The organism is Frankia sp. AvcI1, assembly GCF_001420875.1.
Classification (GTDB): Bacteria; Actinomycetota; Actinomycetes; order Frankiales; family Frankiaceae; genus Frankia; species Frankia alni.
This window is the reverse complement of record NZ_LJFZ01000008.1, coordinates 165385-189878: the sequence shown is the minus strand read 5'-3', so window position 1 is coordinate 189878 and position 24494 is coordinate 165385. Positions and strand designations below refer to the sequence as shown.

The 24494-nt window shown below is 72.8% G+C and carries 12 protein-coding genes and 14 pseudogenes; 12 read left to right on the top strand and 14 right to left on the bottom strand.

All coding sequences use genetic code 11. The features are described 5' to 3' along the window. Window positions 1–469 precede the first annotated feature (469 nt). Window positions 470–1750, bottom strand: a 1281-nt coding sequence (locus UK94_RS47605) for a toll/interleukin-1 receptor domain-containing protein (protein ID WP_235487424.1), incomplete at its 3' end; no start/stop codon positions are given. 2531 nt (window positions 1751–4281) lie between these two features. On the opposite strand from UK94_RS47605, the pseudogene UK94_RS47600 reads away from it, so the two are divergent. From UK94_RS47600 to UK94_RS10930, 3 genes and pseudogenes are all read left to right on the top strand, one after another. Next, a pseudogene (locus UK94_RS47600) lies at window positions 4282–4839 on the top strand (DEAD/DEAH box helicase); the annotation flags it as partial. Between the two features lies 1 nt (window position 4840). After that, window positions 4841–6660: helicase-related protein (locus UK94_RS10935; RefSeq protein ID WP_235487422.1), on the top strand; the 1820-nt coding region annotated here is incomplete at its 5' end. Window positions 6661–6966: 306 nt separating this feature from the next. Beyond that, complete coding sequence (locus UK94_RS10930) at window positions 6967–7329, top strand: hypothetical protein (RefSeq protein WP_041938870.1); 363 nt, start codon at window positions 6967–6969, stop codon at window positions 7327–7329. 97 nt (window positions 7330–7426) lie between these two features. Here the strand turns inward: UK94_RS10930 and UK94_RS47595 are convergent. The 9 genes and pseudogenes from UK94_RS47595 to UK94_RS47570 all read right to left on the bottom strand — a co-directional run. Then, window positions 7427–7588, bottom strand: a pseudogene (locus UK94_RS47595) (succinate dehydrogenase iron-sulfur subunit); the annotation flags it as partial. A gap of 1 nt (window position 7589) precedes the next feature. Then, a pseudogene (locus UK94_RS47590) lies at window positions 7590–7928 on the bottom strand (2Fe-2S iron-sulfur cluster-binding protein); the annotation flags it as partial. A gap of 1 nt (window position 7929) precedes the next feature. After that, window positions 7930–8188 (bottom strand): 2Fe-2S iron-sulfur cluster-binding protein (locus tag UK94_RS47585; protein ID WP_235487420.1); only part of this gene is annotated, 259 nt, incomplete at its 3' end. Further along, complete coding sequence (gene sdhA, locus UK94_RS10920; protein ID WP_041938871.1) at window positions 8188–9942, bottom strand: succinate dehydrogenase flavoprotein subunit; 1755 nt, start codon at window positions 9940–9942, stop codon at window positions 8188–8190. The genes UK94_RS47585 and sdhA, both read right to left, overlap by 1 nt. 50 nt (window positions 9943–9992) lie before the next feature. Next, window positions 9993–10200 (bottom strand): annotated as a pseudogene (locus tag UK94_RS47580) (succinate dehydrogenase); the annotation flags it as partial. A 1-nt stretch (window position 10201) separates the two neighbouring features. Further along, a pseudogene (locus UK94_RS47575) lies at window positions 10202–10439 on the bottom strand (succinate dehydrogenase); the annotation flags it as partial. After that, a pseudogene (gene sdhC, locus UK94_RS10910) lies at window positions 10439–10814 on the bottom strand (succinate dehydrogenase, cytochrome b556 subunit); the annotation flags it as partial. The pseudogenes UK94_RS47575 and sdhC, both read right to left, overlap by 1 nt. 220 nt (window positions 10815–11034) lie before the next feature. Beyond that, complete coding sequence (locus tag UK94_RS10905; RefSeq protein WP_011602394.1) at window positions 11035–13059, bottom strand: serine/threonine-protein kinase; 2025 nt, start codon at window positions 13057–13059, stop codon at window positions 11035–11037. Window positions 13060–15344: 2285 nt separating this feature from the next. Next, on the bottom strand, window positions 15345–16647 hold a 1303-nt coding region (locus UK94_RS47570; RefSeq protein WP_235487418.1), incomplete at its 3' end, for a serine/threonine-protein kinase. A 236-nt stretch (window positions 16648–16883) separates the two neighbouring features. On the opposite strand from UK94_RS47570, the gene UK94_RS10895 reads away from it, so the two are divergent. The 8 genes and pseudogenes from UK94_RS10895 to UK94_RS10880 form a co-directional block, all read left to right on the top strand. Next, entirely contained in the window at window positions 16884–17435 is a 552-nt protein-coding gene (locus UK94_RS10895) for a cytidine deaminase (RefSeq protein WP_256788324.1), read from the top strand. Next, entirely contained in the window at window positions 17432–18775 is a 1344-nt protein-coding gene (locus tag UK94_RS10890) for a thymidine phosphorylase (protein ID WP_011602397.1), read from the top strand. The genes UK94_RS10895 and UK94_RS10890 overlap by 4 nt, the downstream gene beginning before the upstream one ends. 139 nt (window positions 18776–18914) lie before the next feature. After that, a pseudogene (locus UK94_RS47565) lies at window positions 18915–18988 on the top strand (hypothetical protein); the annotation flags it as partial. Between the two features lies 1 nt (window position 18989). After that, window positions 18990–19481, top strand: a pseudogene (locus tag UK94_RS47560) (adenosine deaminase); the annotation flags it as partial. Between the two features lies 1 nt (window position 19482). After that, window positions 19483–19620: pseudogene (locus UK94_RS47555) on the top strand (adenosine deaminase); the annotation flags it as partial. 1 nt (window position 19621) lies between these two features. After that, window positions 19622–19700, top strand: a pseudogene (locus UK94_RS47550) (hypothetical protein); the annotation flags it as partial. A 29-nt stretch (window positions 19701–19729) separates the two neighbouring features. Beyond that, window positions 19730–19988 (top strand): annotated as a pseudogene (locus UK94_RS47540) (adenosine deaminase); the annotation flags it as partial. A 108-nt stretch (window positions 19989–20096) separates the two neighbouring features. Beyond that, window positions 20097–20638, top strand: a 542-nt coding sequence (locus UK94_RS10880; protein ID WP_268761297.1) for a DNA-3-methyladenine glycosylase I, incomplete at its 5' end; no start/stop codon positions are given. Window positions 20639–20670: 32 nt separating this feature from the next. Here UK94_RS10880 and deoC read toward each other — a convergent pair. Then, a complete protein-coding gene (gene deoC, locus UK94_RS10875; RefSeq protein ID WP_231861673.1) occupies window positions 20671–21450 on the bottom strand; it encodes a deoxyribose-phosphate aldolase in 780 nt (259 codons plus the stop codon). Between the two features lie 37 nt (window positions 21451–21487). Between deoC and upp the strand changes: the two genes are divergently transcribed. Next, window positions 21488–22126 (top strand): uracil phosphoribosyltransferase, encoded by a 639-nt coding sequence (gene upp / locus UK94_RS10870; protein WP_041938874.1) that lies wholly within the window; start codon window positions 21488–21490, stop codon window positions 22124–22126. 93 nt (window positions 22127–22219) lie between these two features. Here the strand turns inward: upp and UK94_RS47535 are convergent. The 3 pseudogenes from UK94_RS47535 to UK94_RS47520 form a co-directional block, all read right to left on the bottom strand. After that, window positions 22220–22919 (bottom strand): annotated as a pseudogene (locus UK94_RS47535) (phospho-sugar mutase); the annotation flags it as partial. A 36-nt stretch (window positions 22920–22955) separates the two neighbouring features. After that, window positions 22956–24160 (bottom strand): annotated as a pseudogene (locus UK94_RS47525) (phospho-sugar mutase); the annotation flags it as partial. A gap of 39 nt (window positions 24161–24199) precedes the next feature. After that, window positions 24200–24494 (bottom strand): annotated as a pseudogene (locus tag UK94_RS47520) (purine-nucleoside phosphorylase); the annotation flags it as partial.

The following is a 24494-nucleotide window of genomic DNA, read 5'->3' as shown; positions in this document are numbered from 1 at the left end:
ACGCCTCCGACTGCACGGTCCGGCCGGCGGGATCCCCCGTCCCCTCATCGATGGCGAGGCGGAAATGGCGCCGGGCCGCGTCCCAGTCCGCGCTCACGGCCGCCTGACTCAGGCACGCATAGACCCGCCCGAGGCCAAGGTCGATCTTGCTTCTCGTGAGCCTTTCATATGGAGGGGCCACCTCGCCGGCCGCCAGGAGGTAGACGTCGATTGACTGGCGCAGATCGGTGACTTTCACCGTGTCGGTCGTGCACTGTCCGCGGGACAGGTGAAAGCGGGCCTCGGCGGCGCCGGTGTGGGCGCGGCCGAATCGCGGATTGATGCCGGTCGCCTTGCCGAACCAGCCGATCGCCTCGTCGTACCGACCCTTCTTGTCGGCGGCGTTGCCCAGAAACAGATAGAGGATCTCCTTGCCGTCGGCGTCCTGCCAGCCGGGCATGCCCGCGGCTTTCCGCAGATCGGCGGCGGNCTCGTCATAGTGGCCCAGCGCGTAGTGCCCGACACCGAGGACGAACCAGGCCAGCGCGCCGGCACGGGCGGCAAGAACTGTGCGTATTTCGCGCTGGAAGACCGGATTGTCGGCCAGCCCGGCGGGAGCCGCAACGGGCGTGCCGAACTGGTAGTAGCCGGCCAGTTCCTCGGCTCCGGGGACGAGGCTCCGGTCGATGAAGAACTCCGGGGTGAACACGACGCGATCGGCGCCGGCCGGCCGCAGGACGCCCCGCACCACGATGTTCGCGTTGCTCCTGTGGACTATCTGATCCGCCCAACCGGCCTGGTCGCCGCGGCCGGAGGGCGCCCGTCCGATCTTCGACGGTCCCCAGACCTGGACGGCGAGTGACTGCTGGACGGGTTGGAGGCTGCGCACCATCTGGTCCGCGACCAGCGTGGCCGCGTCGGTCGTCGATGCCGACGGATGGCGCTGGCCGGCATCGTCGACCTCGTCGAACGCGGTGACGGCGACCCGGAGATCGCTGACCATCCGGGCGGATGGCACCCCGTCGGAGTTGCCCCTGATCATGAGCAGGCCCGCGACGGCGCCTGCGACGACTATCGCGACGCCGACGGTCACCATGAGCGCCCGCGTAGTCAGCAGGGCAAGGCCGGCCCGCGGCAGCCGCCGTCGTAACCGGGCGGCGTCAGCGCCGGACGAACGACTGGGGGGCGCGTCCGCCGATACCGGCGGAGTATCGGTCGGCGATGCCCCGACCTCGGCGGTCGGCGATCCGACTTCGGCGGTCGGCGATCCGACCTCGGCAGCCGACGATCCGACCTCGGTAGCAGACGACCCGACCTCGGACGGCGGCGGGGCGCCCGGGAATGTCGTGGGCTCGATCCCGACGGTAGACCGATCCGTGGGAAAGCCGCGCGTCGCGACTCGCGCGACCGTCTCGACGCCGGCGGCGACGAGAACACGGCGTCGTGCCTCGGTCTCGTCCGCGTCGAACAGGTCGACGTGGGCGATCGTCGCCAGCATGCCGGGCAGCGGACAGGCCTCCACCCGCAGCGGGATCACCGATCGGGACACGAGTGCCCCCGTCCACACCTGCGAACTCCACGGAGTGTCGAAGTAGGCCGCGGAGGAGATCACCATGGTGAGCCGGGCGGCCGCCATCTGGGCGTCCGTCCACAGCACATAGTTGACGCCGGGAGGCAGGTCCCAGGCGAGCACTCGCGCTGACAGGCCCCGTTGCTCCAGGACGGCCGCGACCCAGGTGGCCCACGGGGCGTCGTCGGACACATGAGACACGAAGACGTCCACGTCCTTCGTGTCGCCAGNCTCGACGGGCCGGCGCTGTGTCGGCCCCATCCTCATGTTCCGTCGAGGGTCTTCAGCCGGGGTCAGCCCCACGTCCGTCCCCGTGACCGGTCAGCCAAGGTGGAAAGGCACCATGATGTCGGCGAGCGGCGGCTTCGAGGGGAATCCCCCTGCCGGTCGGGCCAGCAGGTTCCATCCGCCCCGGGGATCATCCTCGTCGGTGACCAGCCGGTACCGCGCGTTTCCCTGGTCGTCCGCCCGTAGGACGACGCTCGTCCGATACTCGCCCTTCGCCTGTGACTCGCCGGCGAAGAAGAAGTCGATCGCCACCTGGTCCCCCGNCCGGAAACCGGCGAGTTCCACCACGGCCTCGTCGCCGGGATGCAGATCGTTGTCGTAGTCACGGATGACCATCAGCGGGCTGGTGGCTCCTGGGAGCAGGGTGAACGCGGTCCGCCAGACCTGGCGGCCGTCGGTCGCCGTGACGGTGTACCGGCCGGCCGGGGTGCCGAGAAAGGGCGTCCAGTACAGCGCGTCCAGCAGCTCGGCATCTGCCGGGGAGTCACAGACCATGCAGATTTCGGTGCTACGTACGACCTCGCCGGAGGCCGCGGTCACCGCGACGGCCAGGCGCGTGCCTGGATCGAATCCGACCGGGCAGACCTGGTATTTCCGCAGGAGGCCCAGGTCCGCGCCGGTGNGGTCCACCCCGTTGACGAGGATGACCGGGGCCGGCCCGCTGTATTCCTGGGCGATTTCCCGGCAGGTGGGAAGATCGCCGCCGATGGCTGCGCCAAGGCTGAGATCCACTCCTGCGGGCGGAAGATCGTGGGCGTTGAGGACGCTGGAGCCAGCGGGGGACGGCGTGGCGGGCTCGGCTCGGCTACGTGCCGGTTCTGCCTGGTCACCGGCAGCCGCCGGCCCTGCGGGCTGGTCAGCGGCCGTCTGGGAGGGGGCACGGGCGGCCGAGGGCATCGGTGTCGCGGTCGGCGAAGGCCCACCCGCTGCCGGACGCGCCTGCACTGCGTCGGGGGACGCCGGTCGGGTCGGGCCAGGCGTCGGCGCACCGTGATGCGCCGAGCTGGCCGGCCGCGGGCTGCCGTGACCCGGTAAGCCGACGTCCTGCCGAGGAACGTGGGGGGACCGGGAGGGGGAGTCGGCCGGCGAGGGAGACGCGGCGAGCGGCGACCAGGCGGAGCCGGCCGAGGGCGAGGCATCGGCCGGTGTGGGGTGCTCCGGACGCGGCGCGACGGTGTCCGCAGGCGGGGAATGGTCCGCCGGTTCCGACGACCCTGACAGTGCGATGGGAGTGGATGCCGCCGGCGCTCCCGCGGGACCGGACGACGACCCCGAACATGCGGCCACCACCAGCGGAAGGATCGCGGTGAGCAGAAGGCAGCGGTAACGCTGCGTAGAAAACCCTCGCGACGTCATGCAGCCCCCGGCACGCACATCATCACTGCTTTACGGCGATACTCGCCGGAGGTGAACTATACCGGCCGCACATCGACCGCGATGCGGGGCGGCGCGCTGGTCCGACGGGCTCGCCCGAGAAGAACGTGGTGGACCGGAAAGAGAAATCGGCAGTGCACCGGGACGCTGGGCGTACCTCCGGAGCGAAATGACCGAAATTTGGCGTCTCGCAAACGCTTGATGAGNCNGCGAGAACGACGACAACCGCTGCGAGGGTCGAACGGTGGGTTACTCGCGAAGGAGCGTCTCGCTGGACGCGTGTGCACGTCACATTCCGGAAGCCACGCCGCCCCGATCGGTGATCGACTAGGACAGGAGTGTGAGCGTCCGACTGGCTTTGACAACGGTGAAGTGTCGGCGGTCGACGGTGGCGACCTCATCGACGCCGAGTCGTTCCGCGCAGGCGATCACTGATGCATCCACGGTGCCCAGGGCAGGTTGCGGTCCTGGTTGACCAGGTCCGCGATCCGCAGCCAGTCGGTCGGGTGGACCGATGCAAGACAGCTCGAGCAACGAGCCCGTCGCGACTCCGGCCGCTATCTCACTCTATGTCGATCAACGTGGCTGAAATCGCGCGCCCACAGAGCGGCCACGGGGGGCTGTGGGTGCGAGGCTGGTGGGGTGACTCTGTCGAAGCGCGCGTCCTGGTTCTTGATCGCGGTTGGCGTCTGGACGTGGGCGATCTGGCCGAATTTCCTGCGGAACATCTGGAAGGATGATCGTTCCTGGGATGACGGCCCGACCNGATTCTTCACCGTCCACCTGGTTCTGACCGTCGTCTCCCTCGCGGTGGGCAGTGCGGTCGGGTGGCTTGGTATCCGCGCGGTACGCGCCGGTCGTTCGAGCGTCGCCGAAGACGTCGCCCCGTCCAAGCAGCTGATCGGCTCGGATTCTTCTATGACGTAGGTACTTCGGTATCGGCCGGGGATGACTTTCGGCGAGATCATGCCGACCTTCGCTGGCCCACGGCCCACGGCCCACGGCCCATGGCTCAGTGCCTGACCTGGGCCGTTCCGGCTTTGTCGGTGGCATCGGGTAGACACCTGGGCATGGCAGCAGACGAGACGACCTCAGCGCATCCGGGGGCCGACGGGTCCGTGGCGGGGACCAGCTCACAGCCGGCCGGCGTGGCCGTCGTACCCGCGGCGGCGGCCGCGCTGGCGGCTGGCGGCGGGGCGCTGCGGACGCGGGCGGAGGAGCTGCTGCGCGCGTTGGCCGGGCCGGCCGCGGTGCTGCGGGAGGACCAGTGGCAGGCGATCGACGCGTTGGTCACCCACCGGCGTCGGGTGCTGCTGGTGCAGCGCACCGGTTGGGGCAAGTCGGCGGTGTACTTCCTCGCCACCGCCCTGCTGCGCGGCGAGGCCGGACTCGGTCCGGCGGACCTGGGTCGGCGTACCGGGCCGACGGTGATCGTCTCGCCGCTGCTCGCGCTCATCCGTAACCAGGCGGCGGCCGCCTCCCGGCTGGGGATCCGTGCGGGTGAGATCCACTCTGGCAATGTCACCGAGTGGGACGAGGTCTACGCGGCGTTGCGCGCCGGCGACCTCGATGTGCTGCTCGTCGGGCCGGAACGGCTGAACAACCCGACCTTCCGCGACGACTACCTGNCCGAGCTCGCCGCGACCACCGGCCTGCTCGTGGTCGACGAAGCGCACTGCATCTCCGACTGGGGGCACGACTTCCGCCCCGACTACCGCCGCCTGCGGACCCTGATCGCCGGGCTGCGTCCGCAGGTCCCGGTCCTAGCCACCACCGCGACCGCCAACCAGCGGGTGGTCGAGGACGTCAGCGAGCAGCTTGGTGCCGGTGCCGGTGCCGGTGCCGGCGCCGGGGCGGGTGCGGGTGCCGGCGCCGGGGCGGGGTCAGAGTCAGGGGCGACGCCGGGCACGCTGGTACTGCGCGGGTCGCTCGACCGCGAGAGCCTGCGGCTCGCCGTCGTCGACCTGCCCCGGGCCGAGCATCGCTTCGGTTGGCTCGCCGAACGGCTGGGTGAGCTGCCCGGCTCCGGGATCGTCTACACGCTGACCAAGGCGGCGGCGGAGGAGCTGACCGCCTTCCTGCGCGGCGAGGGGTACCCGGTCGCCTGCTACCACGGGGGCACCGAGGCCGCCGAACGCATCGCCGCCGAGGAGGACCTGCTCGCGAACCGGGTGAAGGCGCTCGTCGCCACCAGCGCGCTCGGGATGGGCTTCGACAAGCCGGATCTGGGCTTCGTCGCGCACGTCGGGGCGCCGTCGTCGCCGATCTCCTACTACCAGCAGATCGGCCGGGCCGGCCGGGCCGTCGAGACCGCCGAGGTCGTCCTCCTGCCCGCGGCGGAGGACCGCGCCATCTGGCGCTACTTCACCGACACCTCCTTTCCACCCGAGCACGTGGTCCGCGCGGTCCTCGGGGTGCTCGCCGACGCCGACCGGCCGATGTCCACCCAGGCGCTGCTGGCCGCCGTCGACCTCGGCCCCAGCCGGCTCGACCAGATGCTGAAGGTCCTCGACACCGACGGCGCGGTCCGCCGGGTCAAGGGCGGCTGGACCGCGACCGGAGCGCCATGGCTCTACGACGAGCCCCGCTACCGGCGGGTCGCCGCCGCGCGGGCCGCCGAGCAGCAGGCGATGCTCGACTACATCGCCACCCCCGGTTGCCGGATGGAGTTCCTGCGCCGCCAGCTCGACGATCCCCACGCCGCTCCCTGCGGGCGGTGCGACCGGTGCACCGGTCGCACGTGGCCGTCAGCCGTGTCGACGGCGGCCAGCACGCGGGCCCGTGAGGAGCTGATGCGCCCGGGGGTCGTCATCGAGCCGCGCCGGATGTGGCCGACCGGCATGACCCGGCTGGGCATCAGCCTGTCCGGCCGCATCCCGCCGACGGCCGGCGCCGAGCCCGGACGCGTGGTGGCGCGGCTCGGCGACATCGGCTGGGGCAACCGCCTGCGGCCGATGTTCGCCGCCGACCCGGCGACCGGCCCCGACCGGGGCCCCGCCGGGGGACCCGGGCTCGGCAGCGGGGGCGACGGCCCGTTGCCGGCGGACCTGGTGGAGGCGGTCGTGGGCACGCTCGCCCACTGGGACTGGGCACGTCGGCCGGCCGCGGTGGTCGCGATCGCCTCGCGCGCCCGGCCCCGGCTGGTGGCCAGCCTCGCCGAACGCATCGCCGCGATCGGCCGGCTGCCGCTGCTGGGCCAGCTCGACCGGGTCGGCGGCGGCCCGCACGCGGGCCAGGTCCACAACAGCGCCCATCGGCTCGCCGGCCTGTGGGAGGCGTTCGCCGTCCCGCCGGACCTGCAGGGCGCGCTCAGCTCGATCGATGGCCCGATCCTGCTCGTCGACGACCGGATCGTCACCGGCTGGACGATGACGGTGGCCGCCCGCCTGCTGCGCAGGGCCGGCGCGCCCGCGGTGCTGCCGTTCGCACTCGCCGTCGACACCACCTGACCACGCCGCCGCCCGCGCCGACGGCCAAGGCTGCGGCACGCTGGTTGGACGCGGCGGACGGCTCCGCGCGAGAGGTAATCGGGGCGGGCAGCGGCATGAATAAATGTTCAACTCATGGACGTTTCGGCAGCCGGCTTGGCACGCTGTGCGCACACCGAACATCACCCCGGTAAATGGTGTGACATCGAGGTGAAATCGGCCGGCTGACCATGGACAACCCCGGTATTCGTCCTAGCCTTGTCTCGCGGGGGTTTCGGGGCCGACCGATCGACGGGCGGACGAGACGGAGAGCGGGCACTGATCAAGATGTGGGATGGCGACCGTTGCACCGCGACGGTGATGGGGGGCGGGCGGGGATACGTCGCTCACCGGTGTGGCAAGCGAGCGGTCGGGAAGGACCCGGACGGCCTGTGCCGAACCCATCGCCTGGAGCGAGAGGGTGCGCAGGACACCGACGTCGGCGAGCGGAACTGGCTGCGGGACAAGGATAACGAGCGGCGGCTGAATGAGCTCGCCCGCCATCTCGACGACTTCTACAGCCTGCGCGTTCGGCTGGAGTACGCCGACTCCTCGCCGACCCGCCCGCCGACCGGGCGACTCCTGGTCGACGCCGACGATCTGCTCCGGGTGCTGCGCGCCCAGGACCTGATGCCACGTCGCGCCATCTGATCCGTACCTGGCCGATTCCGGCAGAGGACGGGAAACACGAGGACTCCCGGGAATCGGGACGAGGATCGCGGGTTTCCCGCGCGCCGGTTTCGGTCGATCAGAAGCGGCGGAACAGCAGGGCCCGCTTGACCTCCTGGATCGCCTTGGTGACCTGGATACCCCGCGGGCAAGCATTCGTGCAGTTGAAGGTGGTCCGGCAGCGCCAGACGCCCTCACGCTCGTTGAGGATCTCCAGCCGCTCGTCGGCGCCGGCGTCGCGNCTGTCGAAGATGAAGCGGTGGGCGGCGACGATCGCCTGCGGCCCGAAGTAGTCCCCGTCGTTCCAGAAGACCGGGCAGGACGTCGTGCAGGCCGCGCACATGATGCACTTGGTGGTGTCGTCGAAGCGGGCCCGGTCCTCAGGGGACTGCAGCCGTTCCCGGGTCGGCTCGTGGTCATCCGTGATCAGATAGGGCTTCACCGCCCGGAACGCGTCGAAGAACGGTTCCATGTCGACGATCAGGTCCTTCTCGACCGGAAGGCCTTTGATCGGTTCGATGCTGATCTCGGGCCCGAGATCCTTCACGAGCACCTTGCAGGCGAGCCGGTTGACACCGTTCNCCCGCATCGCGTCCGAGCCGCACACGCCGTGGGCGCAGGAACGCCGGAAGGCCAGGGAGCCGTCGAGGTTCCACTTCACCCACATGATCGCGTCGAGCAGGCGGTCGCTGGGATCGAACGGCACCTGGTAGCTCTCCCAGCGTGCCTCGTCGGCGAACTCGGGGTCGAACCGGCGGATCTTGAGCGTGACGGTCACGGGCGCCGGGCCGGTTGCGGCCGGACCCGGGGCCGCGGTGGGCCGGGAGTCGACGACGGTCATCAGTACTTGCGCTCCATCGGCTCGTAGCGGGTGACGACGACCGGCTTGTAGTCCAGCCGGATGTCCGCCTCCGGCGAGGCGGCGGCGAGCGGTCCCGACCGGTAGGCCATCGTGTGGCGCATGAAGTTGACGTCGTCCCGGCTCGGGTAGTCCTCCCGCGAGTGGCCGCCGCGGGACTCGTTGCGCGCCAGCGCCCCCACCACCAGAACCTCGGCGAGGTCGAGCAGAAAGCCGAGCTCGACCGCCTCCAGGAGTTCGGTGTTGTACCGGCGTCCCCGGTCGGACACGCCCACCTGCTGGTAGCGGACCTTCAGCGCGGCGATGTCGCTGAGCGCCTGCTTGAGCGTCGCCTCGGTGCGGTAGACCGAGGCGTTGACGTCCATCGACTGCTGCAGCTCGGCGCGGATCACGGCCGTGTTCTCGGTGCCGGCACCCGCGCGCAGCCGGCGGAGCATGTCGTCCACGAACGACGCCGGATCTGCCGGCAGGTCGACGTGGTGCGGGGTGGCGTTCGCGTACTCGGCGGCGGCGATGCCCGCCCGCCGGCCGAACACGTTGATGTCGAGCAGAGAGTTGGTCCCCAGGCGGTTCGCGCCGTGCACGGACACGCAGGCCACCTCGCCGGCGGCGTACAGGCCGGGGACGACGGTGTCGTTGTCCGCGAGGACCTGCGCGTCGATGGTCGTCGGGATGCCGCCCATCGCGTAGTGTGCCGTCGGCTGGATCGGGATCGGGTCGTCGTAGGGCTCGATGCCGAGGTAGGTGCGGGCGAACTCGGTGATGTCCGGCAGCTTCGCGTCGAGCTGCTCCGGCGGCAGATGGGTCAGGTCGAGGTACACGTGGTCGGCGTCGGGGCCGCAGCCCCGGCCGGCGCGGATCTCGGTGTAGATGGCCCGGGCCACCATGTCGCGGGGGGCGAGGTCCTTGATGGTCGGCGCGTAACGCTCCATGAACCGCTCGCCGTCGCGGTTGCGCAGGATCCCGCCCTCGCCGCGGGCGCCCTCGGTGAGCAGGATGCCCATCTTCCAGATTCCCGTCGGGTGGAACTGGAAGAATTCCATGTCCTCCAGCGGAATGCCGCGGCGAAACGCCAGGCCCATGCCGTCGCCGGTCAACGTGTGCGCATTCGACGTGACCTTGAACACCTTGCCGAACCCGCCGGTGGCGAAGACCACGGACTTGGCCTGGAAGACGTGGATCTCGCCGGTCTTCAGCTCGTAGGCGACCACGCCGGCCGCCGCGCCATCCTGCAGCAGCAGGTCGAGGACGTAGAACTCGTTGTAGAACTCGATGTCGTGCCGGACGCACTGCTGGTACAGAGTCTGGAGGATCATGTGGCCGGTGCGGTCGGCCGCGTAGCAGGATCGGCGGACCGGCGCCTTGCCGTGATCGCGGGTGTGGCCGCCGAAACGCCGCTGGTCGATCCGACCCTCCGGGGTGCGGTTGAACGGCAGCCCCATCTTCTCCAGGTCGAGGACGGCGTCGATGGCCTCCTTCGCCATGATCTCGGCGGCGTCCTGGTCGACCAGGTAGTCACCGCCCTTGATCGTGTCGAAGGTGTGCCATTCCCAGTTGTCCTCCTCGACGTTGGCCAGCGCGGCGCACATGCCGCCCTGGGCCGCGCCGGTGTGCGAACGCGTCGGGTAGAGCTTGGTGAGCACGGCGGTCCGGCAGCGCTGCCCCGCCTCGAGGGCGGCGCGCATCCCGGCCCCGCCCGCGCCGACGATGACCACGTCGTACCTGTGGAGCTGCACGCCTACCTCCTCACTGGACCGGGGTCGCACCTGCTGGATCGGGGTCACACTCACAGATTGGGGTCGAAGGTGAAGATGACCAGCGTGCCGAGGGTGACGACCAGAAACGCCGAGGTGTAGAGCAGCATCTTCAGCCAGAACCGGGTCTGTGCCCGTTCCGCGTAGTCGTTGATCACGGTGCGCAGCCCGTTGGTGCCGTGCAGCTCGGCCAGCAGCAGCATCACCAGGTCCCACGTGCGCCAGAACGGCGATGCCCAGNGGCCCGCGACGAAACCGAAGTTCACCCGCTGCACGCCGCCGTCGAGCACGTTCATGATGAACAGGTGGCCGAGCACCAGGAAGAACAGCAGCAGGCCGCTGATCCGCATGAACACCCAGGCGTAGAGCTCGAAGTTGCTGCGGGCCTTCGCGGCGCCCGGCTTCGTCCGCCGCCGCGGCGAGCGCGGGGCGGCCAGCTCCGGCGCGCCCCGGTCCGCCGGCACCGCCGTCGTCGCCATCAGGTCGCGCTCCCGAACAGCGTCTCGGCGGTGTGCAGCAGCATCCGGTAGGCCGCGGGAACGAGCAGCACCACGAACAGCACGAGTTCGATGTACAGCATCTGCTTCTGGTACTTCGGTCCGGACTCCCAGAAGTCGATCAGGATGATCCGGATGCCGTTGAGCGCGTGGAACAGCACCGCGGCGACCAGGCCGACCTCGAGCAGGTTCACGATCGGGCTCTTGTAGACCTCGATCACCTCGTTGTACGACGAGGGCGAGACCCGGACGAGCGCCGTGTCGAGCACGTGCGCGAACAGGAAGAAGAAGACCAGGACGCCCGTGATCCGGTGGGCGACCCAGGACCACATCCCCTCGCGACCGCGGTACAGCGTGNCCGCTGGTGCCTTCGGCAATGAAAGCTCCTCCGGATCGGCCCAGCCGCTCGGCCAGAAAGGGTCACATCCGCGGCGCCCGCGGCGCCACGGGGCGGCGATGCGTCGCCGGGGCGGCCACCGCGCGCCTGCGGCAGATGCTAGTGCCGGGCCTGGTCAGCGGCGGGTCCGGGCCCGGCGCCGGCGGGTGAACTATGCCACAGCGGGCCCGCCCGCCGCCGTCACTGCGCGGCCGGCGGCGGGCCGGTCGACGGCGGTGGCGCAGGCGCGGTGGCCGGCGTTGTCCGGATGGTCGGAGTCGGCGCGGGGGTGGTCGGTGCCGGCTTGGTCGGCGGTGGCGCCGTCGTCGGGAGCGGCTGCGTCGGCGACGCCGGCGGCGTTTCGACCGCGGTGCTGGCCTGCGCGGTCGGCGTGGCCTCCAGGATCGGGGAGGTCGTCGACGGCGCGCGGTGGGTGCGGCGCGGCGTCGACGGGGTCACGACCGCCGGGGCGGAGGTGTCGGGCTGCGAGGTCGTCGCGAGCGGGGAGGAGGGTACGGCGGAGACGGTCGGGGCGGTCGTCTTCGGCGCCGTCACGTCGTTCGGCTTGGCCGGCGAGCCACCCCCGGCCAGACCCACGGTCAGGGCGATCGCCGCGCCGGCCAGGATGGCGACCGCGGCAGCCGCGATCGCGATGGTCCGCCGTCGACGCTCCCCGGCACCGCCGGACCCCCGACTGTGGCCGTGGCCGTTGCCGTGGGGACCACGCTGATGTGCGGCCTCGGAGCGTCGGCGGGCCTCGTCGAGCGGGACGAGCCCGGCGGCGTGATCGTCGTCGAACATCCCGAGGCTGGCCGTCGACGCCACGACGGGGACCACGCCGATGCGGGTCTCGTCATCGTCTCCACCGTGCGTCGGTCCTGTCGCCTGGGCGGGCGGCCCGATCCTCGTCTGCGCATCGTGATCGACCTGGGGCCGGGTCCGGTTCGGCGCGGTGGATCGGAGCGGTTCGTACCGGGGCGGCCGGGGACCGCCACCGGTGGCGGGCGAGATGGCGGTCTCGTCCAGCGCCCCGAGCACCGGATCCGCAGTGATCTCCGAGTCGGCGGACTCGGCTGGCCCGTCGGGCGAGACGGGGCCGCCGGGGGGCGGTACCAGACCACCCGTGGCGCGCGGGCCGGTGCCGCCGTGCTGGCCGGACGCCGCGGCACCCGTCATCGGCCCGCTCCACGCCGAAGGGCCGGTCCGGCCGGCGCTGCGACCCGCCGCCGATCCGCCGCCGCCGCCATCGGTCGATGCCGACGGAGCCGCCGGTTCGTCGAGGTTCTCCAGACCGACGTCGGCGGCGCTCGCACCCGCGTCGTCGTCCTCGGAGCGCGGCCGGGCGTGCATGACGGAGGCCGGCACCGGGTTGGCGTTGCGGGCCACGGGAATCAGCCGCCGGCGGATCTCCGTGACGTCCGGGCGTTCCTCCGCCGGCCGGTCCATCAGATCGCTGAGCAGGTTGCGCAGGGGCCCCGCCAGGCGGAAGGCGCGGCGGCGGCCCTCGACCACGGCGGTCAGCACCGCGTAGGTCTCCGGGCCCTCGAACGGTGGCTGGCCCTCGACCGCCGAGTACAGGGTCGCGCCGAGGCCCCACAGGTCGCTCGCCGGGCTGCCCGAGGAGCCTCGGACCCGCTCGGGGGCGATGTAGGCAGGGGAGCCGACGAGTGCGCCGGTCCCCGTCAGGGTCACATCACCTTCGGTCGCGGCGATACCGAAGTCGGTGAGCCGAACCCGGCCGTCCCGGCCGAGCAGGACGTTGCCGGGCTTGACGTCGCGGTGCAGCACGCCGGCGGAGTGCGCCGCGGCGAGCGCGTCGGTCAGCGCCAGCCCGATCGCCGCGACCTGGTCGAAGGGCAGTGGGCCGTGGCTTCGAATCACGTCGCCGAGGCTGTCCGCGTCGACGAGTTCCATGATGATCCAGTGTCGCTGGTGCTCCTCGACCACGTCGTACACCGAGACGATGGCGGGGCTGTGCAGGCGGGCCAGCGCGCGGGCCTCCCGCAGCACCCGGGCCCGGATCGCGTCGCGCTCGTTCTGCGCCCCGGCCATCGGGACGAGAATCTCCTTGATGGCCACCGGGCGCTGGAGTAGTTCGTCCTCACCGCGCCAAACGACACCCGCTCCACCACGCCCGATGGGCGTGTCGAGACGGTAGCGCTGAGCTACGTAACGAGGCGTGCCGTGCCGAGAGGTGTCCGGGGGCACGCTTGCCGATTTGGCCATCGTGTCAAGTCTGACAGACGGATGGATCCGCGCGCCCGACGGCTGGCGTGTTTCCGGCCGCCGCGCGAGTCGGAAACCCGACGAATGCCGACATCACGGACCGGGCCGGAAGGTGCTGAAGAGCTGGTGCATCAATGCTTGATCCTGCAACCACAGATCCTCCCGGGTATGCCAGTAGAGGGCATATCCGTGGCCGTTGCGAATCGCGCCCCGGTTGAGCACATGCACCATGACCCCGTCCGACCTGCGGTACCCGAACTCCCAGTCGGCCTGCTCGGTGCCATCCCCACCGTCGCTGGGAGCCAGCCGTACGCGCCGATAGTCCTGCACACTCCGAACGAAACCGGCCTCGTTGTGTTGCCAGTCACCGATCGCGGAGGTGTTTGCCCGACTGACGCTACCGACCCGCAGGAACGCCCTGGTAGCCGGGTCCACGAAATCGACGNTTCCGGGGCCGCCGGGGCCCTGCTGGCGCTGCCAGGTCGACGGGTAGGCCACCGACCAGCCGGCATCGGGATCGACGTAGGAGACCCAGCCCGCAGGCGCGGTGACCGGGCTGGTGTCCCTGGCCACGGGATCGGCGGCTCCGGTCGGGGGATCGGCCGGACGGATGCTGGCCGCGCCGCTGACCGCCGCGGTCCCCCCGACTCCGGGCGTCCTGGCGGTGGCGCCGGAGCCTGGGCCGGTCGTTCCCGCGGGTGCGCCGGCTCCGTCGCGCCCGGCGGAGACACCGGCGGTCCCGGAGCTCCCCCCGCCGCTGATCAGGATCAGGACCGCGATGATGATCGCCGCGGCCAGCACGGCGAGCGCCGACACCGCGACGAGGCGGCGGCGCGGGTCGGCCTCGCGGTCCGCAGGCAGGCTGTCGTCCATCGGTCCTGCCGGCGTGGACGGCCTGCCGCTCGGACCGCCCGCCCGGCCCGCCGCGGTGCCGCCGGGAGGAGTCGGTGCCCCGGCAGCGGCCGGTCTGATCTGTTGTGGGACGCCACCGGCAGCCGAGCGGATCTCGCCCCCCTCCGCGGCGCCGGCCGGCTCCATCGGCATGACCGCAGCGGCGGGCCGAGCGGTCGTCGGGGTCGACTCGGCGGCGGGCCGAGTGGCCGTCGCGGGGAGCCCGGAATCGGTCGCCAGGGCGGCGGGTCCGGCGGCGGCCGCGGTGCGTGGTCGGGTCCACGGCTGGCCGAGCCGTCCGCGCCGCGCTGCAGCGGCGGGCGCGGCCGTCGCAGCCCGTCCCGCGCCGGCGTTCCCCGCAGCTGCGTCGCCGGACGCCGTCGCAGCTGCCAGGCCGGGGCCCGGGGTGGTCGGGAGCGGACCGTCGCTCGTGCCGGGTGCACCACTCGCGCGGCGTGCACCACCGGTTGCGGCCGTAGAGTCCCAGGACTCACCCTGCCGAGCCGCTACCCCGGCGCCGGACCCACCGCCAGCCCCGGCGCCGGACCCACCGCCGGTCCCGGCATCGGACCCGGTGCCGCGACCCACCAATCGCGCCCGCGCGGGAATCCCGCCGAGTGCCCGCATCCGGTCCATCGAACGCATGCGCTCGAGCGGGCTGGTGAGGCGAGTGCGCATCGGCTGCGCGCGCGGGGGCGCGGGGGGCGCGGCCGCCACAGGCCCAGCCGTCGGTTCCACCGACTGCGCAGGTTCCACCGACTGCGCAGGGGCCGCCGACTTCGCAGGGGCCGCCGCCGGTGGAGGGGCCGCGGGTGGCGGATTCTCGGCCGGACCCCGCGCCGGTGCCTGTCCGGCGGAGCCGGCCGGCGGTGCAACGGCTGCGCCCACTCGGTCCTCGTCGAGCTCAGGCCGGCTCGCCGGGGCCTCGGCCGGTTCGGCCCCGGCCGGTCCGGTCCCGTCGGCGTCGGTCTGTCCCCTGTCGGTCCATTGCGTGTCGGTCCGCTGCGTGTCGGTCCGCTGTGTGCGGGTCAAGGCCGCGCCGGTCGGGGTTGTCGCAGTCTCGGCTGTCCGGACCTCGGCGANGTTGGTGGCGACGGGATTCAGCCCGTGGGTCTCACGTGCACCGCTCTCACTCGCGACGGTCTCGTCTGTGTAGGCCTCGGCCGCAACGGTCTCCGTAGCTGTGCCGGGCGGGGCGGGGGCGCCGCCCGCAGACGCGGAGAGCGGCACGGCGGCCGATTCGATGTTTCCCGTTGGGGAGACCGTCGGTAGGCCGATCATCGGCGCCGGGGGCGCCCATGCCGTGACCGCCGGTTCGGAATACCCGGGGCCGGCGGCGCCCGCCGAGGAGCTCGCGGTCGAGGCGGGCGCGACGGATTCCGCGACGTCGGGGNGTTTCGTGGCCAGCGTCTCGCCACTGTCGTCCCGACGGCTTTCGACCGCGCCGCGTTGTTCGGCTGCACGGCTTTCATCGTCAGTGCTGTGCTCTTTGGTTGCCTTCGATCGCTGCCGAGGGTGAGCGGTGTCCCTGCCGTCAGGGTGGGGCGTGTCGTCGCCGGGAGCCTCGTCGAGCATCGGCCGCGGGCCGTGGCCGGTGGCATCGCCGCCCGGCTCGTCCAGGGCTGCTGCATCGTCTCCGCCGTGGGAGCGACCCGCGCCACCGGGATCGGCCTGGCGGTGCGGATCGTCCGTGCCCTGCGCAACGGTCCCCTCGGGGAGCTCGTCGACCGCCTCGACGGGATCGGGGCGGTCGGCCGCGTCGGGCGGCCCGGTGGAGATGCTGCGGGCAGACGGGCGCGGCCGGGTGGGGCGCGTCGGTCGGCCCGTCCGGGACGAGCGCCGCTCGCCGCCACGCTCCAGGATCTCACGCAGCCGCTTGCGCACGATGGACAGCGGGGGCCGGCTCAGCTCGTGCGGCGCCATCAGATCGTCGATCACCGGTGCCAGTGGGCCGGCGAGGCGGAAGGGCTGGCGCCGCCCCTGCATGAGTGCGGCGAGCACCGAGATCGGGTCGCTGCCGGCGAAGGGCGGGCAGCCCTCGACCGTGGTGAACAGCGTGGCGCCCAGCCCCCACCGGTCACCGGTGGCGCTGCCCGCGTCCCCGCGAGCTCGCTCGGGCGGCAGGTAGGCCGGCGAGCCGAGCACCATCCCGGTGCTGGTGAGCCGGGGATCACCGTGGCTGACCGCGATGCCGAAGTCCGTCAGCCGGGCCCGACCGTCGGGGGTGACCAGCACGTTGCTCGGCTTGACATCCCGGTGGACGATCCCGAGCCGGTGCGCCGCCTCCAGGGCGTAGGCGAGACTGATGCCGACGCGGCAGGTCTCGTCGACCGGCCGAGGGCCGAGATCCGCGATGATCCGCGACAGCGACTGCCCCTCGACGTACTCCATGACGATCCACGGCAGATCGCCGTCGTCGATGACGTCGAGCACGGCGACGGCTCCGGGATGGTGCAACCGCCCGGCGGCGCGCGCCTCGCGCAGGACCCGCTCCCGAGCCCGGTCGCGCTCCAGACCACTTTCGGTGATCGGCAGCCGCACCTCCTTGACGGCCACCACCCGCTGGAGCAGCTCGTCAGTGGCCCGGTGCACGACGCCGAAGCCGCCATGCCCGAGGACGCCGTCGAGCCGGTAGCGCCCTCCGACGAGGGCCACCGCCCCGGCCGGACCCGGGTTGTCCGGGGACTCGCCTGCCATCCCTTCGTCCCTTCCCGATCGCCAGTGAGGCTCGCGTCAATGGGATCACATCGTGGCCGGCCCGCGGAGGTCGGGCATGCTGGCGTCAGCGCCCGATCGGACCACGGACTCCGACGAGAACACGAGGTGGCAAGGCCGCGGGGTGTCGCGAGGCCGCGGAGTGTCGCGACGCCGCGGAGTGTCGCGAAGCCATGAAGTACGGCGGGACCAGGGGGNGCAGGAACATGGGGTGGAGTGTGGACGACAGAGACTGGGAACGGCTGCGGAACGCCGCTGTCCGTGTCGCGCAGAGTGCCTACGCGCCGTATTCGGGCCTCCGGGTCGGCGCGGCGGCGCTGGTCGTCGACCGTCCGGATGCCGAGGGCCGCACCACCGGGGACGAGCCGTGGATGGTCGTCGGCTGCAACGTCGAGAACGCCTCGTACGGCCTCGCGCTGTGCGCCGAGTGCGGCCTCGTCTCGGCGCTGCACGCCCGGGGAGGCGGCCGCCTGGTGGCGTTCGCGTGCGTCGACGCGGACGGACGGCCGCTGGCGCCCTGCGGCCGGTGCCGGCAGCTCCTCTACGAGCACGGCGGCCCCGACCTGCTCGTCGCGACCGCTGACGGCGTGCGGCGGTTGGCGGAGCTGCTGCCCGGCGCGTTCGGTCCGCTCGACCTGCCGGTCCCGCCGCGGCGGGCGGATCTTGCGGCGGTGGCGGCCGGCGATCCGCCCGTTCCGCCCGGCCCTCCCGTTCCGCCCGGCCCATCCCCCACCGGTGCTACCCCGTCCGGCGGATCGGGGGCGTCGTGAGCGCCGACTTCGACGTCGTCGATCTCATCCGCGCCAAGCGGGATGGCCGCTCGCTACCGCTGGCGGCCGTCGACTGGCTGGTCGACGCCTACACCCACGGCCGGGTCGCCGACGAGCAGATGTCGGCCTACCTGATGGCGGTGGTGTGGCGGGGAATGTCCCCGCCCGAGCTCGACCGCTGGACCGCGGCAATGATCGCCAGCGGCGAGCGGCTGGACCTGGCCGGAGTCGGCCGTCCGACCGTGGACAAGCACTCGACCGGCGGGGTCGGCGACAAGGTCTCGCTGGTGCTGGTGCCGCTGGTCGCCGCGTGCGGCGTCGCCGTCCCGCAGCTGTCGGGGCGGGGCCTCGGGCACACCGGCGGGACGCTGGACAAGATGGAGTCGATCCCGGGTTGGCGCGCCGACCTGCCGGTCGAACGGATGCGCCGTCAGCTTGCCGAGGTGGGCGCGGTGATCTGTGCCGCCGGGGCCGGACTGGCTCCCGCCGATCGCCGGCTCTACGCGCTGCGGGACGTCACCGGGACGGTCGAGTCGATCCCGCTCATCGCCTCGTCGATCATGAGCAAGAAGATCGCCGAGGGAACGTCCGCGCTGGTCCTCGACGTGAAGGTCGGCTCGGGGGCGTTCATGACCTCGCTGGACGACGCCCGGGAGCTGGCGCGGACCATGGTCGGGCTCGGCGCGGCCGCCGGTGTCCGGACCGAGGCGGTGCTGACCCGCATGGACCACCCGCTGGGGCGGACCGCCGGCAACGCGCTGGAGGTGGCCGAGGCGGTCGACACGCTGCGTGGCGGCGGGCCCAGGGACCTGGTCGAGGTCACCGTCGCCCTGGCTCGGGTGATGATCCAGCTGGCGGGCGCGGGGCGGGCGGTCGGCGCCGGCGGGGCGCCGGCGGCTCCGGACGCGGGCGGGCCGCGGGCGGTTCGTGATCCGGCCGAGGTGCTGGCGGCCGGGGACGCCTACCCGGTGTGGCGGGAGATGGTCGCGGCGCAGGGCGGCGATCCCGACGCGGTCCTGCCACGGGCGACCCACATCGAGACCGTGCCCGCCCCGGCGTCCGGCTACCTGGCGCATCTCGACGCCCGGGCGGTCGGCATCGCGGCCTGGCGGCTGGGCGCGGGGCGGGCCCGCAAGGAGGACGCGGTGTCCGCGACGGCGGGTGTGCGCTGGCGGGCGGGCATCGGCGACCGGGTCACGGCGGGGGAGCCGCTGCTGGAAATGCACACCGACGATCCGACGACCCTCGGCCGCGCGCTGGCCGCGCTCGCCGGCGCGGTGACGGTCACCCCGCAGCCGCCGCCGCCCACCCCGCTCGTCGGAGACCACATCCGCGCCTGATCTGCTCCTGAGCGCGTCCGCGGGGGAGGGAGACGGCCCGGCCGCCCTCGCGGCGTCGCGGTTCTGTCGGACCCGTGGCCTACGGTCTGCGCAGGAGACGGAGGAGCCGATGACGAACGACGCACCGCCCGGTCCGATNACGGTCGACGAGATCCGCCGGGTGCCGAAGGTCCTGCTGCACGACCATCTCGACGGCGGGCTGCGGCCGGCCACNGTGGTCGAGCTCGCCGACGAGACCGGTTACCGGGACCTGCCGTCCACGGACGCGAAGGCCCTGAGCACCTGGTTCCGCGGCGGGGCGCACAGCGGCTCGCTGGTGCGCTACCTGGAGACCTTCCGCCACACCGTCGGCGTGATGCAGACCCAGGAGGCGATCCGGCGGGTGGCGCGCGAGTGCGCCGAGGACCTCGCGGCCGACGGCGTGGTCTATGCCGAGGTGCGGTTCGCGCCCGAGCTGCACGTCGAGCGCGGCCTGTCGCTGGACGCGGTCGTCGAGGCCGTCCTCGACGGCTTCCGTGCTGGCTCGGCCGGCACGCCGCTGCGCATCCGCGCGCTGCTCACGGCCATGCGTCACCAGGCCCGCTCGCTGGAGATCGCGGAGCTGGCGGTGCGCTGGCGCGACGCCGGAGTGGTCGGTTTCGACATCGCCGGCGCCGAGGCGGGCAACCCGCCGACCCGGCACCTCGACGCCTTCCAGTACATCCAGNGGGCGAACGGGCACTACACCATCCATGCGGGAGAGGCGTTCGGGCTGCCGTCGATCTGGGAGGCGGTCCAGTGGTGCAACGCCGACCGGCTCGGCCACGGGGTGCGCATCGTCGACGACATCACGGTCGATCCGGACGNCAAGGCGACCCTCGGAGACCTCGCCAACTACGTGCGCGACGTCCGGGTGCCGCTGGAGATGTGCCCCACCTCGAACGTGNACACGGGTGCCGCGCCGAGCATCGAGCNCCATCCCATCGCCCTGCTGCGCCGGCTGCACTTCCGGGTCACCGTGAACACGGACAACCGGCTCATGAGCGACGTGTCGCTGTCGAGCGAGTTCGCGACGCTCGTCGACGTCCACGGCTACGACTGGTCGGACATCCGCTGGCTCAGCCTGAACGCGATGAAGTCGGCCTTCCTGCCCTTCGACGAGCGTCTCGACCTGATCAACGATGTCATCAAGCCGGGCTACGCGCCCTACGTCCGTGAGGAGCTCGCCCGATGAGCACGAGCGTGGCAGGAACCGAGCCCCTCGGCGCCCTGACGGTGCCCGCCGGCCCGATGCCGAACCGGCCCGCCCCCGCGGGCGCCGTGGTCGGAGCCGACGGGCGGNCGCGTTGCCCCTGGGGCCTGTCGGCGCCGGAATACGTCGAGTACCACGATGAGGAGTGGGGCCGCCCGGTCCGGGACGAGGTGAGTCTGTTCGAGCGCCTCACCCTCGAGGCGTTCCAGTCCGGGCTGTCGTGGTTGACGATCCTGCGCAAGCGACCGGCATTCCGGTCGGCCTTCGCCGGGTTCGACCCGAGTGTGGTCGCCGGGTTCGGGGCCGCCGACGTCGAGCGGCTGCTCGGCGACGCCGGCATCGTGCGTAACCGCCGCAAGATCGAGGCCACGATCGTCAACGCCCGGGCGGTGCTCGCCCTCGACCGGCCGCTGCCCGAGCTGATCTGGTCGCACCGGCCGCCGCAGCGGGCCAGGCCGGCCACCCTCGCCGACGTCCCGGCGAAGACCGCCGAGTCGGTGGCGCTGGCGAAGGGGCTGCGCGCGACCGGCTTCGTGTTCGTCGGCCCGACCACCGCGTACGCGCTCATGCAGGCCTGCGGTCTGGTCGACGATCATCTGGCGGCCTGCTGGGTTCCCCAGATGTCCGCGTAGCCGCGTCCCGGGGCGGGGACGCCGGGGTCGGATCAGGCGGGGAAGCCGGCGAGGACGTCGGCGGAGGCGGACAGCCCGAGGCGGGTTGCACCGGCCTCGAGCATGTCCTTCGCCTTCTCCGCGGTCCGGATGCCGCCGGAGGCCTTGATTCCGAGCCGTCCCCCCACCGCCTCGGCCATCGCCCGCACCGCTCGCACGCTGGCCCCCCCGGCAGGGTGGAATCCGGTGGACGTCTTGACGAACTCGGCGCCGCCGGCCTCCGCCGCCCGGCAGGCTGCGATGATGTTCGCGTCGGGCAGCAGGGCGGTCTCCAGGATCACCTTGAGGATCACATGCGGCGGCACCGACAGGCGGACCTCGGAGATCTCGGTCTCGATCGCCCGCCAGTTCTCGTCCAGCGCGTTGGCGATGTCGATGACCATGTCGATCTCCGTCGCGCCGTCCGCGACGGCCCGGCGGGCCTCCTCGGCCTTGATGACGGTGAGATGCGTGCCGTGCGGAAAGCCGATCACCGAGGCGACGGCGAAGGCGGGCTCGGCCTCGTGGCTGCTGCGGTACGTGCTCGCCGCGGCGAGGTAGACGTGGGTCGGGGCCACGCAGACCGCGCCGACGCCCAGCCTGGCGGCCTCGGCACACAGCGCGAGCACCTCCTCGTCGGTCGCGGCCGGGGCCAGCAGGGTGTGGTCGATCAGCCGGGCGACCTCGGCCCGCCGCAAGGTGGGCCGGGCGCCCTCGGCCGTGGTGGGGGCGCCGCCCGCCGCTTCCTCGGCGGGACGGTCGGGTCCGGCGGGGTCGGTTGTCATACGTTGCATCATTGCCGATCCCGTCCCGCGCTCGAGGAGTCAGTCCGTGCATCTGCACGTCGTGGACCATCCCCTGGCGGCCTCGTCGCTCACCGTGCTCCGCGACGAGCGCACGCCGCGCTCCCGTTTCCGGCCGACCCTGCACGACCTGGCGACGATGCTGGTCTACGAGGCGACCCGGGCGCTGCCGACCATGCCCGTGACGGTGACGACGCCGCTGGCGACGACGGCCGGGGTGCGACCGGCCGCCGAGGCGGTCGTCGCCCCGGTGCTGCGCGCCGGCCTCGGCATGCTGCCGGCGGCGCTCGGCCTGCTGCCGGACGCCCACACCGCCTTCATCGGCCTGGCCCGGGACGAGACCACGCACCGACCCACCGTCTACCTGGAGGCCGTGCCCGCCGATCTGACCGGCCGGCCCGTGCTGCTGCTCGACCCGATGCTCGCCACCGGTGGTTCGGCGTTGCACTGCCTGCGGTTGCTGCTCGACCGCGGGGCGCGGGGCATCACGGTCGTCGCGGTCGTCGCCGCGCCGGAGGGGCTGGCGGCGCTGGAGTCCGGCCTGCCGGTCGCGGCGGCGGCGGAGCTGACTGTGGTGGCCGCAGCCGTCGACGAGCGGTTGAACGACACCGCCTACATCGTCCCCGGGCTCGGCGACGCCGGCGACCGGATCTACGGGGAGATGTGATCCACGGGAAGATGTGCGGAGTGCGGAGTGCAGAGTGCAGCGGTGCCGGCGGACGGCCTGGGCGTGCACGGTTGGCTGCGGGTCACGGGGCGGCTACCCGAGCTGGCCGAGTAGATCGTCGACGGCGGCGGTGAGCTCGGCCAGCCGGGACCGGGCTCGCTCGCGGGCCGCGGTGACGGCGCTGACCACCGTGTTCTCGGTGTCCTCGGTGTCCTCGGTGTCCTCGGTGTTCTGGGGGGTCGCTGTGTCGTCGACCGGCTCGACGACCTCGAGGTAGACCTTCAGCTTCGGCTCGGTCCCGCTCGGCCGGAAGGTCACCCGGTCGTCGCCGAGGAACAGGACGAGAATGTCGGCCGACGGCAGGGCATCCGCCGTCGGCAGGGCATCCGCCGTCGGCGGGACGCCGTCGTCGAGGAGATCGCGCCGGCCCGTCACCGCGCGGTCCGCGAGTCGAGGCGGGGGCTGGGCGCGCAGTCGCCGCATCGCCGTGGCGATCCGGGCGGCGTCGGCGAAGCGGACTGAGCGCTGCCCGGTCTCGTGTACGCCGATCCGCGCCGCCAACTCGTCGAGGAGATCCAGCAGGGTCCGGCCGCGCCGCTTCGCGGCGGCGGCGATGAGCGTGACGGCCAGCGCCGCGGTGATGCCGTCCTTGTCGCGCACCAGGTCCGGGACGAGGGCGTAGCCGAGCGCCTCCTCGTAACCGAAGACGAGTCCCGGATCCGCCCGCATGATCCACTTGAAGCCGGTGAGCGTCTCGCGGTATTCGACCCCCCAGCTCCGCGCCAGCGCGCGCNGGCCGGACGAGCTGACCAGGGTGGTCGCCACCGGNCCGGGCCGGTGGCGGAGCACCTGATCGGCGAGGAGCAGGCCGATCTCGTCGCCGGTGAGCAACCGCCCGCCCACCGCGACGGCGCAGCGGTCCGCGTCGGGATCGGTTGCCAGCACCAGATCCGCGCCGATGCGGTCTCCGAGAGCCAGCGCCCGGTCCATCGTGCCCGCCTCCTCGGGGTTCGGCCGGGAGACGGTCGGGAAGTCCGGATCGGGTTCGGCCTGCTCGTCGACGAGTGCCGGGGCCGCGAGCCCGGCGGCGGCGAAGACGGCGGCGAGAGTCCGGGCGCCGACCCCGTGCAGCGGGGTGTACGCGACGATCGCCGGCACGGGCACGGGCACGGGCACGGGCTCGGGCTCGGGCTCATCCGGGCCGGCCGTCGGCGCAGGGTCGGCCGTCGGTGCCAGGTCGAGGACTGCCGCCACGGCGGCGTGGATGTAGTCCTCGACGAGCCGTCCGTCGAGCTGGCGCCAGGTCTCGGCCATCGGTATTGCGGCGGCCGGACCGGCGGCGGCGATGCGCCGTTCGATGTCGGCGTCGGCGGGGGCGACGAGTTGCGCACCGCGACCCGGGTCCGGCTCGGCGCCACCCAGGTAGACCTTGTAGCCGTTGTCGGTGGCCAGATTATGGCTGGCGGTGACCATCACGCCGGCGTCGGCGCGCAGGTGACGCACGGCGAAGGCCAGCACCGGCGTGGGCAGCGGCTCGGGCAGGACCAGGGCGCGCAGCCCGGCCCCGGCGAGGACCCGCGCGCTGTCCAGCGCGAACGCCTCGCTGCGGTGCCGAGCGTCGTAGCCGATGACGACCAGGGCAGGCGCGGCCGGGGTGCCACCCCCCGCTCCCGCCTGCGCTCCCGCCCGCGCCGTCGTGTCTGCCTGGGCGCCCGCCGGCGCGACCGCCTCTGCCGGCACCGTGGCGCGCAGCCAGGCGGCCAGGCCGGCGGCGGTACGGCGCACCACGGCCGTGTTCATCCCGCCGGGTCCGGCCCGCAGCGGCCCGCGCAGCCCCGCCGTCCCGAACCGCAACGGCGCCCGGAACCGGTCGGCGAGTTCGTCGAGCGCCGCCGGGTCGCGGACGGCCTCGGCGCACAGCCGGGTCAGCTCGGCCCGGTCCGCGTCGTCCGGGTCGTCGGCGAGCCAGGCCCGGACCCGTCCGGCCAGCGGATCGGGCAGCCCCGGCGGCAGGTCGGTGGCCGACGCCGTCATGGTCTCGCCGTGGCCGGTGCCGTCACGATCTCGCCGTCTCTAGAGCCGGGCGGCGACGTCGGCGAGCAGAACCCCCATGCGTTCCGCCGCGGCCGCCCCGGCGGCCAGCACTTCCAGGTGGTTCAACGGCTCGCCGGTCATGCCCGCCGCAAGGTTGGTCACCAGTGACACGCCCAGCACCTCGGCGCCGGCGGCCCGGGCGGCGATCGTCTCGTGCACCGTCGACATGCCCACCAGATCGGCGCCCAGCACCCGCAGCATCCTGATCTCCGCGGGCGTCTCGAAGTGCGGTCCGGGCAGGCCGGCGTAGACACCCTCCGACAGCGACGGGTCG